We start from the raw sequence: 16,571 nt of genomic DNA, 5'->3' as shown, positions 1-16,571 counted from the left end.
TGCTCCACTACTTGTGCGGGTCCCCGTCAATTCATTTGAGTTTTAACCTTGCGGTCGTACTCCCCAGGCGGTGTGTTTATCGGTTTCCCTGCGACACTGAAAATAAATTTCCAACGTCTAACACACATCGTTTACGGCATGGACTACGAGGGTATCTAATCCTCTTCGCTACCCATGCTTTCGTTCCTCAGTGTCAGTAATGATCCAGAAAGCTGCCTTCGCAATTGGTATTCTTTCTAATATCTACGAATTTCACCTCTACACTAGAAATTCTGCTTTCCTCTATCATACTCTAGCTGAAAAGTTTTGATGGCAGTTCCAGAGTTAAGCTCTGGGATTTCACCACCAACTATTTCAACCACCTACGAACTCTTTAAGCCCAGTAATTCCGAACTACGCTAGGTCCCTTCGTATTACCGCGGCTGCTGGCACGAAGTTAGCCGGACCTTCTTATTCGGGTACAGTCATTTTCTTCCCCGACGAAAGAGCTTTACAACCCAAAGGCCTTCTTCACTCACGCGGCATCGCTGCATCAGAGTTTCCTCCATTGTGCAAGATTCCCCACTGCTGCCTCCCGTAGGAGTTTGGGCCGTGTCTCAGTCCCAATGTGGCTGATCATCCTCTCAAATCAGCTATTGATCATAGTCTTGGTAGGCCATTACCCTACCAACAAACTAATCAAGTGCGGGCTCATCCAATGGTGCATAAAGCTTTCTCCGTAAAGACTTATCCGGTATTAGCACAAGTTTCCTCGTGTTATTCCAGGCCAAAGGGTAGATACCCACATGTTACTCACCCGTCTGCCACTAAGTATTGCTACTTCGTTCGACTTGCATGTGTTAGGCGTGCCGCCAGCGTACGTTCTGAGCCATGATCAAACTCTCAAGTTAAAAAACGGCGCACACTAGCTTCATATATAAATTGTAAGAATACAATCCATACGATTTTGAAGTGTGTACGACAAATTTTGGTAACCTTAACCGTCCACACTTCTCTTCTTAAATTTTTACTTTTTAAATAGCTAATTGGGTCTAAAATGCCCAATAATCCTCACTAATCTATTGAGTAAACAATAATTTTACTGAGAAAGTGTGCTGCTTATAAGCTAAAATAAAAGTAAATCAAGTATTTAGCATTTAATTAAATCGTTAAATACCTCAATAAACACTAGGTTTTTTTTGATTTTTTCGTATTACTAAATTAATAATTGAAAATTCGAGATGATATTTAGTTCAAATAAAATAATAAAACTAATAAAGAAAAATATTGAGATTATATTTCTCTCTATATTAATGCTTGTCACTATTACTAGCACTACACTTTACAATAATAATAAAATATTAATTGAGGAAAATTACAAAGACGTAATAAATAATATTTATTTCCAAAAAAGTATTAATCAAATTATAGATAATTTAACACCAAGATACGAAAGTATAGATCATAAAATTTCTGAAGGTGAAACATTTGATAAAATATTAAATAATTACTCAATACCAAGTGATAAAATTATAGAAATCAAAAAAAATTTATCTTCTGACTACAATCTAAATAATTTGAAAACCAATCTTAATATAAAATTTATAATCGACCAATCAAACGATAAAAAAATTATATCTTTTACTTTTCCAGAATCTAGAACTAAAAAAATTCAATTAACTAGAAATTTAGATACTGATTTATTTGAAAAAAAAACAGTTATTACAAATTTAAATAGAAAAATAATTTTTAAAGAAGGTAGGATTTCACAAAGTTTATATAGGACTGCTGTTGATTTAAATATTAAACCAAACATAATAATTGAGTTTGCAAGAATTTATGGATTTCAAGTAGATTTTCAAAGAGATATTAGAAAAAATGATAATTTTCAAATTATGTATGAAGTTTTTGAAGATGATAATGGTAAAGTTTTTGAAACTGGTAATATAGTTTTTGCAAATCTAAAACTAAGTGGAACAAATAATGCTTTTTATTATTTTAATAAAAAAGGAAGCGAGGGACACTATAATGAGTATGGTAAAAGTGTTGAAAAAGCATTAATGAAAACGCCTATTAATGGTGCAAGGCTTTCATCTTCTTTTGGAATGAGAAAGCATCCTATAGATGGGTATAATAAAATGCATAAAGGTACAGATTTTGCAGCACCAATGGGAACGCCCATCATGGCATCAGGAAGTGGAGTTATAACAAGAGCTAGATGGTGCGGTGGTGGTGGTAATTGTATAAAAATAAAACATAACTCAACTTATGAGACTATCTATGCTCACATGAAAAATTTTGCTAGGGGAATAAAAGAAGGAGTGAGAGTCAAACAAGGTCAAATAATTGGTTATGTTGGTTCAACTGGAAAATCTACTGGTCCACACTTGCATTATGAGGTGGTTAAAAATGGAAAAAAAATTAATTCTCAAAAATTAAAGTTACCTTCTGGTAAAATTCTTAAAGGCAAAGAAAGAAAATTATTTGAGGTTGATAAAATTAAATTAGATGTTCTAAAATCAGAATTAATTATTGGCTCAAATTAACTAACAGCAGACTTTTTTTCTACTATTTTTTTTACTGAAGCTTTTATATCTTTTTTAACCGTTTGATCTGAAATAATTTTTTTTACAAAACTATCATCAGTTTTAACTGGCTTTTCTTCTTTAATTTCAGATTCTACAGGATTAATGATTGCAGCAGTAGAAGAGCTAACTCTTGCTATTCGAAGGCTTTCTTGCTCATTTTGAACTCTTGTAAAGTGATCAGCATGCTGAAAGTAGTTTTCAGACAAAATTTTATCCTCATTTGCTAGAGCTTCTCTTGCTAAATCATTATATTTTTCAATTAATTTTACAGCATTATGATTATTTTTACCTGGAACACTTCTTCGAAAATTATCGTTATTAGAAAATTTTGACCCTTCGTTATTGCTTCTAAATGGAGGTCTTCTATTATTATTACTTCTAAATGGAGGTCTTCTATTATTATTACTTCTAAATGTTACCATAATTTTATCTTTTAATTTAAATTTTAGTGCTAATTATACAGCGATCATTATTTCCATAATCTTTTATGGCTTTGTTTACGTAAAAACCCTCTTCTTTTAATATTTTTTTAACTTTATTTTTTTGATTAAATCCAATCTCTAAAATAAATTTACCATTTTTCTTAATCAGATTTCTTGCTCTATTAATAACTTTTCTGATTTTTAAAAACCCATCAAGCCCACCACTTAAAGCTAACTTTGGTTCAAAGTTAAAAACATCTTTTTCCAAATATTTTATACTTAATAATTCAATATAAGGAGGGTTTGAAACAATTATATCATATTTCCCAATTCTAAAATTGTCAACACTAGAATGAAAAAATTTTACTCTATTCATTAAGTTAAGTTGTTTTGCATTGAATTTACTTATATTTATACTTTTTTTAGAGATATCTATTCCAGTGCCATAAAAGTTAGGTCTCTCTTTTAGTATGGATAAAAGGATACATCCAGATCCAGTTCCAATATCTAGGGCTTGCAATCGCATATCTTTAGAGTAGATTTTTAAAACTTGCTCTACTATTAGTTCAGTATCAGGCCTTGGAATTAGTACATCTTTATTGACAAAAAATTCATCTTTCCAAAACTCTTTTTTATTTATTAAATAGGCAATTGGTTCATTTTTTTTTCTTCTTTCAATTAAATTTCTAAATATCCTTGTTTGTTCTAAACTTAAAATCTCTTTAGGGTTTAAAAAAATATGTTTTTTATCTTTTTTAATTGAGCTGGATAATAGTATCTCACTATCTAATTGAGGGTTAGATATTTTATTTTTTTGTAGAATATTTATTCCCTCATTTAGAATATTTTCTATATTCATTTTAATTAAGATTGCTCAATTTCTCTTCTTGCGCTTGTAATGTTAAGCTTTCTACCATTTCGTCAAAGGCTTCACCTTCTAAAAATGCTTCCAGCTTGTGTAGTGTTAGATTAATACGATGATCTGTTACTCTTCCTTGTGGAAAATTATATGTTCTGATTCTTTCAGAACGATCTCCAGTTCCAATTTTGCTTTTCCTATCCTGTGATCTTTCACCTTCTATTCTTGATCTTTCCAATTCATAAAGTCTTGACCTTAAAATTAACATTCCCTTTGCTTTATTTTTATGTTGTGATTTTTGGTCTTGCTGAGATACAGATAATCCGGTTGGAATATGGGTAATTCTAACAGCACTATCAGTTGTATTTACAGATTGCCCTCCTGGACCACCAGCTCTAAAAACATCAATTCTTAAATCAGAGTCATTTATTTTTATATCAACTTCCTCAGCTTCTGGCAGAACGGCTACTGTTGCGGCGGATGTGTGAATTCTTCCCTGCGTTTCTGTATCTGGAACTCTCTGAACACGATGAACTCCACTTTCATACTTCAGGGTTGAATAAATATTTTTTCCTCTAATTGATGCAATAACTTCCTTGAGTCCACCTGCCTCACTTTGGGACATACTTATTAATTCTAATTCCCATTTTTTTTGATGACTGACTTTTTCATACATTTTAAAAAGATCTGAAGCAAACAAACTTGCTTCTAGTCCACCTGTACCAGCTCTAATCTCTATAATTGCATTTTTTTTATCTGCATCATCCTTGGGCAATAAAAATAACTTTAATTTTTTTTCTATTGTTTCATTTTCTGACTTAAGATCTTTTAACTCAGTTTCAGCCATTACTTTAAAGTCATCGTCAGTAACAGAGTCACCTAAAATTTTTTCTAAATCTTTTTTTTCCCCTTCGTATGAAAAATATTTTTTAACATCTTCTATTACATCATTTAAATCTGAGTATTCTTTTGATTTTTCTGCAAAAAGTTTTTTATCAACTTCACCTGTAGATAATTCCTTCTCTAATGTGGAGTGTTTAGATATCAATTCTTCAATAGTTTTTAATGGTATCATTTTAATTTTTTATCAAGTTCGGCAGCTTTTTTTTCAACTTCACTTACAACTTTTGATATTATGTTTTCTGATAAAACTTTTTCGCTTTGAATGCCAGATAAATAGAGCATGTTATTACCTTTACCACCACCAGTAATACCTATATCTGTCATTGCTGCTTCTCCTGGTCCATTAACAACACATCCAATAATTGATAATGTTAGTGGAGTTTTAATGTGAGACAGTTTTTCCTCTAATATTTTAACTGTATCTATGACTTGAAAGGCTTGCCGCGCACATGATGGACAGGATATAATTCGCACACCTCTATTTCTTAAATTTAATGACTTTAATATCTCATTTCCTATCTTAATTTCTTTAACGGGATCATCTGACAATGAAATTCTTATAGTATCACCTATACCATCCATTAAAAGTGATCCCAAACCTATAGAAGATTTAATACTTCCTGAAATAAAACTACCCGCTTCTGTAATTCCTAAATGCAAAGGATAATCTGTCACCTCAGAAAGTTGACGATATGCAGCTATAGATAAAAAAACATCTGAGGATTTGACACTAATTTTAAAATTAAAAAAATCTTGGTCTTCAAGAATTTTGATATTTCTTTGCGCACTTTCAACTAAGGCCTCTGGACACGGTTCCTTATATTTTTCTAGAATATCTTTTTCAAGTGAACCTGCATTTACACCAACTCTTATGGAACAGCCATTATTTTTAGCAGCACTCAGTACATCATGTATCTTTAATTTATCACCTATATTTCCTGGATTAATCCTTAAACATTTTGCACCATTTTCTGAGGCTTCAATAGCTCTTTTGTAATGAAAGTGAATGTCAGCAATTATTGGTATAGAAACATTTTTGGTAATTTCTTTAAGAGCAAAAGAAGATTCTTTATCGGGGCAAGAAACTCTAACTAGATCAGCACCCTCTTCATGAATGTCATTAATTTGTTTAATAGTTGCTTGAATATCCGTAGTTAATGTATTTGTCATTGACTGAACAGAAATAGGATTATCCCCACCTATTTTTACATCACCAACATTTATAACTTTTGTTTTTTTTCTATGAATATCTCTAAATGGTCTTAAGCTCATTATTTAATCTAATTTAAATTCTTTATGAAGAGCTGCTATAGCTTTTTTTACATACTTATTAAATATCAAAACTGAAATTTTTATTTCAGAAGTAGAAATAACCATAATATTAATTTTTTTTGATGCTAATGCTTGAAACATTCTATAGGTAATTCCAGGTGTTGTAATCATTCCAACTCCTATGATTGATACTTTAGAGACATTACTATCATGCGCAAACTTTCTAAAAGAGATTTTTTTATTTTGTTTTATAATTTTCTCAGTTTTTTTTAAATCTTCGGATTTAATAGTGAAAGTTAAGTCTGTTTCTTTGCTATTTAATGAAATGTTTTGAACAACCATGTCTACATTTATTTGATTAAGTGATAGTGGCTTAAAAATAGAAGCTGCAACACCAGGTTTATCTTTAACACCAATCATTGTAATTTTAGCATCATTTTTTGTGGATGTAATTCCTGTTATGATTTGATTGCTAAAAGCTTTTTTTCTGCCTGTTATCAAAGTACCTTTCTTTTTTACAAATGAAGATTTAACCGAAAAACTTATATTGTTTAGTTTGGCATCTTGTACAGATGTTGGCTGCATAACTTTTGCTCCTAACGATGCCATTTCAAGCATTTCATCATAAGAAATTTTATCAATTTTTTTTGCTTTTAAGTGACTTCTTGGGTCTGTTGTATACACACCGTCTACATCTGTATAAATATCACAAGCATCAGCATTAAAAAATTTTGCTAGCATTATTGCTGAAGCATCAGTTCCTCCTCTGCCTAATGTGGTAACTCTATCTTCTAAATTAATTCCTTGAAAGCCAGTAATAATTGGTACTCCACCCAATTTCATATAGCTGAATATTTTATTTTTATTAATTTTGTTAATTCTTGATGAGCTATATGGTCCCTCAGTAATAATTGGCACCTGCCAAGACATCCAAGATCTAGCCTTAAACCCAAGATGCTTTAATCTACCAGCAATTAATGCACAAGCTGCTTGTTCGCCCGTAGATAGTAAAACATCATATTCGGCTGCATCAAAATTTTTACTCAATTCTTTTGTTTGTTTAATCAATTGATTTGTTGTCCCACTCATTGCGGAAGAAACCACAATTACTCCTAATTTTTTCTTTTTATAGGTAGCTATAATTTTGGCTACATTCTTAATTCTATCTATACTTCCCACAGAAGTGCCACCAAATTTTAATACTACAGTTTTCATTGATAATTTTGTTTAATTAATATTGATAAAATACATCTTAATTGTTATGTCCACAAGTCATCTATTATGAATTCAATAAATAAAAAAGAAATAGAAAAATTTTCTAAAATTGCTCAAGAATGGTGGAATCCTAACGGCAAATTTAAACCTCTACATAATTTTAATCCTATAAGAATTAAATATATAAAAGAAAATATAATTAAAGATTTTAAAATTAAACCTTCAGATAAGCCATTAAAAAAGATTAACTTACTAGATATTGGTTGTGGTGGAGGATTATTATCTGAACCTATGTGTAGGCTGGGCGCCAATGTAGTTGGAATAGATGCATCAATAAAAAATATTGAAGTTGCAAAATTTCATGCAAAAAAAAACAAGCTTAAAATAAAATATAAAGTTACATCACCAGAAAAATTAAAAACTAACTTAAAATTTGATGTAATTTTAAATATGGAAATAGTTGAGCATGTTGAGAATATAGATTTTTTTATTAATGCGAGCGCAAAACTTCTAAAAAAAGATGGTATAATGTTTGTGGCAACTTTAAATAAAACTCTAAAGTCATATATATTTGCAATAATAGGAGCTGAGTATATTTTAAAATGGTTGCCTATAGGCACTCATGACTGGGAAAAATTTGTTAAACCTAATGATTTAATAAAAATTTCAAAAAAAAGTGGTTTATCTCTACAAAGATTAGATGGTATGAAGTTTAATATATTAGATAATAGTTGGAAGGTTAGCAATGATACTTCTGTGAATTATATTTTGAAGCTAAAAAAAAATTAATTTGTATTATCTTTTATCCAAGGTATTATTTCTGTCTTGATACCTTCTTCTTTTAATTCTTTAAGGTTCTCTTTTGTTGTAGTTCCATAAATCCCTTTTGAGGTTTTTTTAATTTTATAATGAAGAGACCTTGCTTCATAAGCAAAATTTTCACCTACATAATTAAAATTTTTTTTAATAAATTCTTGATATTTTAAGATTACTTTTTTTGTTTCATTATATTTTTGAATTTGATTTTTAGCTTTATAGCTACTCTTTGATATGAGCACATTTGGTGACATTAAAGCTTTTTCTATATTCAATGAATTACAAATATGACAATTAAGAATTTTTTTTTTTTTAATTTTTCATACTCTTTAGATGATGGAAACCAACTATCAAAAGTGTTATCACAATCTTTACAAGTAAGCTTAAATTTGATCATGAGGTATAATTATTAATTAATAAACTTAATTTAATATTAGGTTAACTTCTATAATCACCGTTGATCTCGATATATTTCTTAGTCAAATCCATAGTGTATGCTGTAAAATTTTTTTTACCTAAATTAAGTTCAACTTCAATATCAATTTTTTTTTCTTCTTTCATATACACAGCTGCATCACTTTCAATATACATTTTTGATAACTGACCTTTTTCAATAATTTTTAAAGAACCTAATTTAATAGATAGCTTATGAATTTTGATATCAACACCCGCTTTGCCAATAGCCATTATTATTCTCCCCCAGTTAGGGTCACAACCAGCTATTGCTGTTTTAACTAAAGGTGAGTTAGCAATTGAAAAAGCAATTTTTTTTGCATCGTCTTCTGTTTTTGATTTTGTAACATTTACAGAAATAAATTTACTAGCACCCTCACCATCAGCAACCACTCTTTTTGCTAAATTTAATAACACAGAATGTAAAGCTTTATCGAAATTTATCATTTTTTTATCATTAATATTATCTATAATTGGATTCTTTACTTTTCCTGTTGAAAAAATTGAAACCATGTCATTGGTACTAGTATCTCCATCACAGCTAATGGCATTAAAAGTTGTTTCAATATTTTTTTTTAATAACTTGAAAAGAATATCATTTGAAAGTTCAGCATCTGTAAAGACATATCCTAGTGTGGTTGCCATGTTAGGAAATATCATTCCTGAACCTTTTGCAATTCCATAAATTTTCACTTTTTTTTTACCAATTTCACATTCTTCCATTGCAAGTTTTGGTTTTAAATCAGTTGTCATTATGCCTAATGCAGCTTTTATCCAGGTAAGCTTATTTTGTGTATACTTGATTCTTTCAATTAGTTTTGAAATATTATTTTTAATTTTTTCTGTTGGGTACATTTCGCCAATAGTGCCCGTACAACCAAAAAGAATTTCGTTTGGTAAAATTTTTTTTGGACTTTCTTCATCTTCTATTTGTTTTTTAGATAATTGTAATGAAATCTCTTCTGCTATTTCTTTTAAGCCCTGGTAACCTTTGGGTCCTGTAAATGCATTAGCATTTCTAGTATTAATTATAAGAGATTTTATTTTTTTACTTTTTATACTTAAATTCCATTTAATGTTTTCTGAAACTATTTTAGACTGTGTATAAACAGAGGCATAATTTGTCCCGTCTCTAAAATAGAACATAACCAAATCATCTCTTGGTTTATCATATAAATTTGCACAGACAGTAGATATTGAAACTCCATCGATGTGATCCAAATCCTGAAAGTCATTCATTTTAGAGTTTAAAGCGTGTGACTTTATAAAGTTTTTAAGATTTATTGGCATCTATTTAAAATATTTATTTAATACTTATATTAAAAGTTATAATTAACTATATATCAAAAAAATAAGATGCTTAATCCTTTAAATTTTCTCTCAAAGTTCATTAAATCAAGCAATCAGAAAGAGCTTGATCGCATATCTAAAATTGTTGAAAAAGTTAACTCTTATGAGGCTAAAAATAAAGAGATAAGAGATGATGAATTTCCGAGAAAAACATCAGAACTAAAAGAAAGACTTAATAAAGGTGAAAGTATTGATGATCTAATACCTGAAGCTTTCGCGCTAGTAAGAGAGGCATCAAAAAGAACTAGAAATGAAAGACATTATGATGTTCAAATAATAGGTGGTGTTGTTCTTCATGAGGGAAAAATAGCAGAAATGAGAACTGGTGAAGGTAAAACCCTTACCATAAGTCTTGCTGCTTACCTAAATGCCTTACTTGGTAAAGGTGTTCACATTGTTACTGTTAATGATTATTTGGCCAAAAGGGATTCCCAAGAAATGGGTGAGATTTATAAATTCTTAGGATTGACTTCTGGTTACATAAATAATGATCAAGATGATTACGAAAGAAAAAAAAATTATAATTTTGATATCACATATGCAACTAACAGTGAATTAGGATTTGACTATCTGAGAGATAATATGAAACTCTCTAAAGAACAAATGTCTCAAAGAGGACATGTCTACACTATTGTAGATGAAATAGATTCTTGCTTGATTGATGAGGCTAGAACTCCATTGGTAATTTCTGGAGCTGCTGAAGATAAAACAGAACAATATCTTGCAATTGATAAGTTAATTAAAAGACTAACGCCTAAACATTATGAAATTGATGAAAAAGATAAAAATATTTTACTTACAAATGATGGAATAAATAATGTAGAAGAAATATTTTCTAATGCAGGAATTTTAAAAAATAATAACTTTTATGACCCTGAAAACCTGAGCTTAGTTCATCATGTTAATCAATCTTTAAGGGCCAATCACCTATTTGAAAAAGGAAAAGATTACATTGTCAAAGATAGAACATTAAAAATTATTGATGAACTCACAGGAAGAATCTTAGAAGGAAGAAGATTTGGAGATGGACTACATCAAGCCCTTGAAGCAAAAGAAAGAATAGATGTACAGGCTGAAAACCAAACTCTTGCATCTATAACCTATCAAAATTATTTCAAACTTTATGATAAGATTTCTGGATGTACTGGAACTGCTGCAACTGAGTCTCAAGAATTTTATGAAATATATAATTTAATTGTCGTTATTATTCCTACTAATAAAAAGATGATCAGAAAAGACTGGAATGATCAAATTTTTAGAACTGAACTGGAAAAAAATAAAGCTATCATTAAAAAAGTTATTGAATGTCACAAACAAGGACAACCAATTTTAGTTTTTACTTCTAGTATCAATAAGTCTGAAATTTATTCAAAATTACTGAATAATGAAAAAATAAAACATGTTATTTTAAATGCAAAAAATCATGAGAATGAAGCTGAAATCATAGCAAATGCAGGAAAAATGAACTCAGTTATAATCACTACAAGTATTTCAGGTAGAGGTGTTGATATTCAACTAGGTGGAAAAAAAGGAAGTCAACCTGACGAAGAACTTTTAGTAAATAAGAGCAAAATAAAATCATTAGGTGGATTGTATGTGATTGGTACAGAAAGGATGGAGTCTAGGAGGGTAGATAACCAAGCAAGAGGACGTTCTGGACGACAAGGTGATGAAGGAAGTTCAATTTTTTATGTTAGTTTAGAAGATGATTTAATGAGAATTTTTGGCTCAGAATCTATGAATAACATCTTACAAAAACTTGGGCTAAAAGACGGGGAGAGTATTGACCACCCTTGGATTAATAAAGCGCTTGAAAGAGCTCAGCAAAAAGTTGAAGCAAGAAACTTTGACATAAGAAAAAACTTACTTAAATTTGATGATGTTTTAAATGATCAAAGGCATGTAATATTTTCGCAAAGGAACAGCGTAATGAGTAGTAAAAAAGTTTTCGATTATTCAGATGAATTTTTGTCAGAAATTACAGATCATTTAATTGGCGTAAAAACTCAAAAGTTATCAAAAATTAAGAACAATGAGTTTAATAATCAATTAAAAATTTTACTTGGAAAAAGTGTTAATGATAATGAATTTGAAATTTTAACTAATTTAAAAGATCATGATTTTAAAAAAAAAATTAATACTAAATTTTTAGAGTCCAGAAAAGAAAGGATTAAAATGCTTGATGAAGAAAAAGCAAAAGAAATTGAAAAAAGAATTTTTCTTCAGTGTATTGATTTAAATTGGAAATCACATATTCAATATCTTGAACAATTAAGACAGGTCATAGGTCTTAGATCTTACGGTCAGAGAGATCCATTAGTCGAATATAAAAAAGAAGCCTTTCATCTTTTTGAAAGTTTATTAAATAAGTTAAAGATTGATTTTGTGACAATTTTAATCAATTTACAAATAGTTAATGAGCCTACTCAAGAAAAAACAGCCTTAAAACCAGCTGTTATTAACCCAAAATATATTGGGAAAAAAATGAGCAGAAATGAACCCTGTTTATGTGGTTCTGGTAAAAAATATAAAAAATGTTGTGGTGCTTTATAAAAAGAATATTAAGCAACCTAACAAAACTATTGCAACAAAAAAAATTCCTATATTTGTCTTTGATTTAAAAAAACCTTCAATAAATGTATTGACCTTATTTTTTTTCATACTTAATGTAGTTAAATCATCTAATTGACTTACAAATCCTTTAGATCTTCCAATAGTCAAAAATTTATTTTTTCTATGATTAAAGATTTCACTTCCGCTCATATTAAGAAATTGATTTAAATTTTTTTCTAACGATTTCCTTACATTATCTAATATTAGATGCCTATCCCTATGAGCTCCACCAATTGGTTCTAAGATAATTTCATCAATTACTTTTAACTCTAATAAGTCTTTTGATGATAATTTCATTGCTTTTGCAGCATCAAGTGTTTTTTTGGGATCTCTCCACAAAATAGTAGCACATCCTTCTGGTGATATTACTGAGTAGATTGCATTCTCCAACATAATAACCTTGTTAGATGAAGCTAGTGCTATTGCACCACCTGATCCACCCTCTCCAATAACAATTGCAAGTGTTGGTACATTTAATGACATGCAGCATTCTATTGATTTTGCAATTGCCTCAGCTTGCCCTCTTTCCTCGGCTCCAACACCTGGGTACGCGCCAGGGGTATCTATAAATGAAATTATTGGAATATTAAATTTATTTGCTAATTTCATTAATCTAATAGTTTTTCTATAACCTTCGGGCCTCATCATCCCAAAATTTCTTTCAATTCTACTTTCAAGGCTGTCCCCTTTTTCTTGTCCAATAACCAAAACTGATTTTGTATTAAATTTTGCAAATCCTGCTAGTACCGATTTATCCTCCCCATAAAATCTATCTCCTGATAATGGAATAAAATCTTCGAACAAATTATCTATAAAAAATTTTGCTTTGGGTCTATCTTCATGTCTTGCAACTAGAGTTTTTTGCCATGGATCAAGATTAGAATAAATTTTTTTTAATTTATTATCTATCTCTTTTTGTGACTCAGAAATTTTTTTTATATCTACTTCAGAAAGTCCATCTTGATTATAAGGATCTTTTAACTTTTCTATTTCAGTTTCTAAATTTTTAATATCAGTCTCAAAGTTTAAATAATTTTTCATATCAATATTTATAATTATAATTATAATTATTAAGTAATTCCAAAAAAAGGCAATAAAATGTTTTAAATAATTAATATTTGACTTAATTTCATTAACAGGTAGTCTTCTTTAAATATTGGGAGAGACTAAAATATAATAGCGCCGAAGGAGCAACCACCCCGGAAACTCTCAGGCAAAAGGACCGGTATTAAACATAACACTCTGGAAAGAGATTCAATCTCGCCGATGGAGCAAAACTCTCAGGCAAACATACAGATGGGGTAAAATGGGTGCTATGAAAAAACAATATACAAAAATACACAATTTATCAGTTTCTGACGAATTACTTAACTTCATTAACGAAGAATTACTTAAAGATACACACATCTCTTCAGAAAAATTTTGGGCAGGCTTTGACGGGGTAGTTCATGAATTGAGTCCAAAAAATAAAGACTTATTAAAAATAAGAGAAGATTTACAAAAAAAAATAGATCATTGGCATATCTTGAATAAAGGTAATGAAATTAATTTAGAAAAATACAAAAGCTTTTTAAAGGAAATTAACTACCTAAAAGAAGTAGGTCCTGATTTTAAAATTAAAACAAGTAATGTTGATGAGGAAATAACTAGTATCGCTGGTCCACAATTAGTAGTTCCAATTATGAACGAAAGATATGCGTTGAATGCTGCTAATGCAAGATGGATGAGTTTGTATGATAGTTTGTATGGTACAGATATAATCGATCAATCTGAAGATAGTGCTTCTCAGAGGTATGACCCTTTAAGAGGAGAAATGGTCATAAAATATGGAAGAGATTTTTTACAAAAACATTTTCCTTTAGAAAATTTAGAATGGCATAATATTACAGGATTTAAAATTAATGAAAGCTCTCTGATTATATTAAAAGATAACATTGAAACATCACTAAAAAATAAAGATAAATTTATTGGTCATAGAGGAGAAGCTAATGATCCTTCTGCAATAATTTTAAAAAATAACAATCTTCATATAGAAATAATTATAGATCCAAATGCTTTTAGTGCCCAACAAGATTCTGCGAAAATTAGCGATATTATTATTGAAGCAGCAATTTCAACTATTTGTGATAATGAAGATAGTGTTGCTGCAGTTGATGCTGATGATAAAATTATTTGTTACCGTAATTGGCTTGGCCTGATGAAGGGTGATTTAAAATCTACATTTGAAAAAAATGGAAAAACATATGAACGTAAATTAAATCCTGACAGAAGTTATATTTCTAAAGATGGGAAAGGGTTAAAATTACATGGAAGAAGTTTGTTACTAGTAAGAAATGTTGGACACCTTATGACTAATTCTGCAATTCTTTTAAAAGATGGTTCTGAAATACCAGAGGGAATTATGGATGCTTTTATAACTTCAGCAGCGTGCCTTCATGATATAAATAAAAGAGGTAACTCAAGAAATGGATCTATTTATATTGTTAAACCAAAAATGCATGGTCCTGATGAAACGTCATTTACAGATTTAATTTTTACTAAAGTTGAAGAGGTTTTAGAGTTAGAAAAAAACACTTGTAAAATTGGTATTATGGATGAAGAACGAAGAACTTCTTCAAACTTAAAAGAGTGTATTAGAACACTTGAAAATAGAGTATTTTTTATTAATACGGGATTTTTAGATAGGACTGGGGATGAAATACACACTTCAATGGAGGCCGGTCCTATGATTAAGAAAGGAGATATGAAGTCTTCTAAATGGATTAGTGCATATGAAAATAATAATGTAGATATTGGTCTACAGTGTGGCCTTTCAGGTAAAGCACAAATTGGTAAAGGTATGTGGGCTATGCCCGATAAGATGAAAGATATGATGGAACAAAAAACTGGTCATTTGATGGCTGGAGCAAATTGTGCTTGGGTACCATCACCTACAGCAGCAGCCCTTCATGCCTTACACTATCATGAGATAAATATTTTTGAGAAACAAAAAGAAATTCAAAAAAGAAAGTTGGCGAAACTTGACGACCTACTAACAGTTCCAATAGCGGATAGACCAAATTGGTCAATGGAAGAAATTAATTCTGAAATTTCAAATTCTGCACAAACTCTTTTAGGTTATGTTGTAAGGTGGATAGATCATGGTGTTGGCTGTTCAAAAGTGCCTGATATTAATAATGTTGGGTTAATGGAAGATAGAGCTACTTTAAGAATTTCCTCTCAACATATTGCTAATTGGATTCATCACGATATTTGTACAAAATCACAAGTTATGGAAGTAATGAAAAAAATGGCAAAAATTGTTGATAATCAAAATAAAAATGATGGTGCTTATACTAGGTCTGGAAGAGGAAGCTACAAGATGATGTCTGAAAACTTTGAAGAGTCAATTGCCTTTAAAACAGCTTGTAATTTAATCTTTAAGGGTAAAGAACAACCCTCTGGTTACACAGAACCATTATTACATCTAAATAGATTACTAAAGAAATCTAGTCAGAATTAGTTTTAACTCCAGTTCTATTTTTAAAAGCTGAATATAAAGTTCCATCGTCAAGACTTTCTATTTCACCACCTACAGGTAAGCCTTGTGCAAGTTTTGTAATTTTTGCACTCGTTTTTTTAAGACTGTCCTGAATATAATAAGCTGTAGTTTGACCCTCAACTGTTGCACTAGTTGCTAAAATAACCTCTTCAATATTTTCTTTGATAACTCTTTCAACTAGTGAGTTAATTAAGAGATCTTCTTTTCTTTGGCCAGCGGAAGAAATTGTTCCACCTAGTATGTGAAAGTATCCTTTATAAATATTTGAATTTTCTATAGACCACTGGTCTGCAATATCCTCTACTACACATATTTTATTATATTTTTCTTTTGTATTTTCACAGTTATTGCAGCCTAAAGAATTAGATTTTAAAGTACCACAAGACTGACACCTAATAATATTTTTATAAACTAGTGCTAGAGTATTAGCCATTGGTTTAACTAATTCATCTCTATTATTAATAAGTTTTAATACAATTCTTTTTGCAGACTTTGGACCCAAACCTGGAAGTTTGGCAATTAGTTTTATTAACTCTTCTATTTCATTAATATTTTGCATC

Annotated in this window: 12 protein-coding genes, 1 rRNA gene, 1 pseudogene and 1 riboswitch (1 of these 15 running past the window's edge); of the genes and pseudogenes, 4 read left to right on the top strand and 10 right to left on the bottom strand. The window is 29.9% G+C overall.

Features of this window, described 5'->3' with window-relative positions; genetic code table 11:
* Positions 1–890 (bottom strand): 16S ribosomal RNA (locus ABXT63_RS00640); it reaches 585 nt to the left of the window's first position.
* Between the two features lie 402 nt (positions 891–1,292).
* Between ABXT63_RS00640 and ABXT63_RS00635 the strand changes: the two genes are divergently transcribed.
* A complete protein-coding gene (locus ABXT63_RS00635; protein ID WP_415320994.1) occupies positions 1,293–2,525 on the top strand; it encodes a M23 family metallopeptidase in 1,233 nt (410 codons plus the stop codon).
* Here ABXT63_RS00635 and ABXT63_RS00630 read toward each other — a convergent pair.
* Genes ABXT63_RS00630 through ABXT63_RS00610 form a run of 5 tightly spaced genes read right to left on the bottom strand, consistent with a single transcriptional unit; the run spans position 2,522 to position 7,238 of the window.
* A complete protein-coding gene (locus ABXT63_RS00630) occupies positions 2,522–2,989 on the bottom strand; it encodes a DUF4167 domain-containing protein (RefSeq protein WP_415320993.1) in 468 nt (155 codons plus the stop codon). The two genes, ABXT63_RS00635 and ABXT63_RS00630, sit on opposite strands and share 4 nt — an antisense overlap.
* A 16-nt stretch (positions 2,990–3,005) precedes the next feature.
* Positions 3,006–3,848, bottom strand: coding sequence for a peptide chain release factor N(5)-glutamine methyltransferase (gene prmC / locus ABXT63_RS00625; RefSeq protein WP_415320992.1), 843 nt, complete (start codon positions 3,846–3,848; stop codon positions 3,006–3,008).
* A gap of 1 nt (position 3,849) precedes the next feature.
* Positions 3,850–4,923: a peptide chain release factor 1 gene (prfA, locus tag ABXT63_RS00620; protein WP_415320991.1), complete on the bottom strand. Its 1,074-nt coding sequence runs from the start codon at positions 4,921–4,923 to the stop codon at positions 3,850–3,852.
* Entirely contained in the window at positions 4,920–6,023 is a 1,104-nt protein-coding gene (ispG, locus tag ABXT63_RS00615; RefSeq protein WP_415320990.1) for a flavodoxin-dependent (E)-4-hydroxy-3-methylbut-2-enyl-diphosphate synthase, read from the bottom strand. The genes prfA and ispG overlap by 4 nt, the downstream gene beginning before the upstream one ends.
* 3 nt (positions 6,024–6,026) lie before the next feature.
* Positions 6,027–7,238, bottom strand: coding sequence for an aspartate kinase (locus tag ABXT63_RS00610; protein WP_415320989.1), 1,212 nt, complete (start codon positions 7,236–7,238; stop codon positions 6,027–6,029).
* A gap of 66 nt (positions 7,239–7,304) precedes the next feature.
* On the opposite strand from ABXT63_RS00610, the gene ubiG reads away from it, so the two are divergent.
* A complete protein-coding gene (ubiG, locus tag ABXT63_RS00605) occupies positions 7,305–8,027 on the top strand; it encodes a bifunctional 2-polyprenyl-6-hydroxyphenol methylase/3-demethylubiquinol 3-O-methyltransferase UbiG (RefSeq protein WP_415320988.1) in 723 nt (240 codons plus the stop codon).
* Here the strand turns inward: ubiG and ABXT63_RS00600 are convergent.
* Positions 8,024–8,451 (bottom strand): annotated as a pseudogene (locus ABXT63_RS00600) (DUF1178 family protein). The gene ubiG and the pseudogene ABXT63_RS00600 sit on opposite strands and share 4 nt — an antisense overlap.
* 41 nt (positions 8,452–8,492) lie before the next feature.
* The gene (argJ, locus tag ABXT63_RS00595) at positions 8,493–9,797 is read right to left on the bottom strand and encodes a bifunctional glutamate N-acetyltransferase/amino-acid acetyltransferase ArgJ (protein WP_415320987.1); all 1,305 of its coding nucleotides are present in this window, start codon (positions 9,795–9,797) and stop codon (positions 8,493–8,495) included.
* 66 nt (positions 9,798–9,863) lie between these two features.
* On the opposite strand from argJ, the gene secA reads away from it, so the two are divergent.
* On the top strand, positions 9,864–12,410 hold the full coding sequence (secA, locus tag ABXT63_RS00590) for a preprotein translocase subunit SecA (protein ID WP_415320986.1): 2,547 nt from the start codon (positions 9,864–9,866) through the stop codon (positions 12,408–12,410).
* Here the strand turns inward: secA and ABXT63_RS00585 are convergent.
* The gene (locus tag ABXT63_RS00585) at positions 12,405–13,511 is read right to left on the bottom strand and encodes an acetyl-CoA carboxylase carboxyltransferase subunit alpha (protein ID WP_415320985.1); all 1,107 of its coding nucleotides are present in this window, start codon (positions 13,509–13,511) and stop codon (positions 12,405–12,407) included. The genes secA and ABXT63_RS00585 overlap by 6 nt on opposite strands.
* 106 nt (positions 13,512–13,617) lie before the next feature.
* Positions 13,618–13,705, top strand: a riboswitch (glycine riboswitch).
* Positions 13,706–13,776: 71 nt separating this feature from the next.
* Between ABXT63_RS00585 and ABXT63_RS00580 the strand changes: the two genes are divergently transcribed.
* On the top strand, positions 13,777–15,972 hold the full coding sequence (locus tag ABXT63_RS00580) for a malate synthase G (protein ID WP_415320984.1): 2,196 nt from the start codon (positions 13,777–13,779) through the stop codon (positions 15,970–15,972).
* On the opposite strand, the gene recR is transcribed toward ABXT63_RS00580, so the two are convergent.
* Entirely contained in the window at positions 15,959–16,570 is a 612-nt protein-coding gene (recR, locus tag ABXT63_RS00575; RefSeq protein WP_415320983.1) for a recombination mediator RecR, read from the bottom strand. The genes ABXT63_RS00580 and recR overlap by 14 nt on opposite strands.
* Position 16,571 lies beyond the last annotated feature (1 nt).

This window comes from Candidatus Pelagibacter sp. Uisw_092 (genome assembly GCF_047729545.1).
GTDB lineage: Bacteria > Pseudomonadota > Alphaproteobacteria > Pelagibacterales > Pelagibacteraceae > Pelagibacter.
Note: the sequence above shows the minus strand (reverse complement) of the source record. Positions and strands in the feature narration are given on the sequence as shown.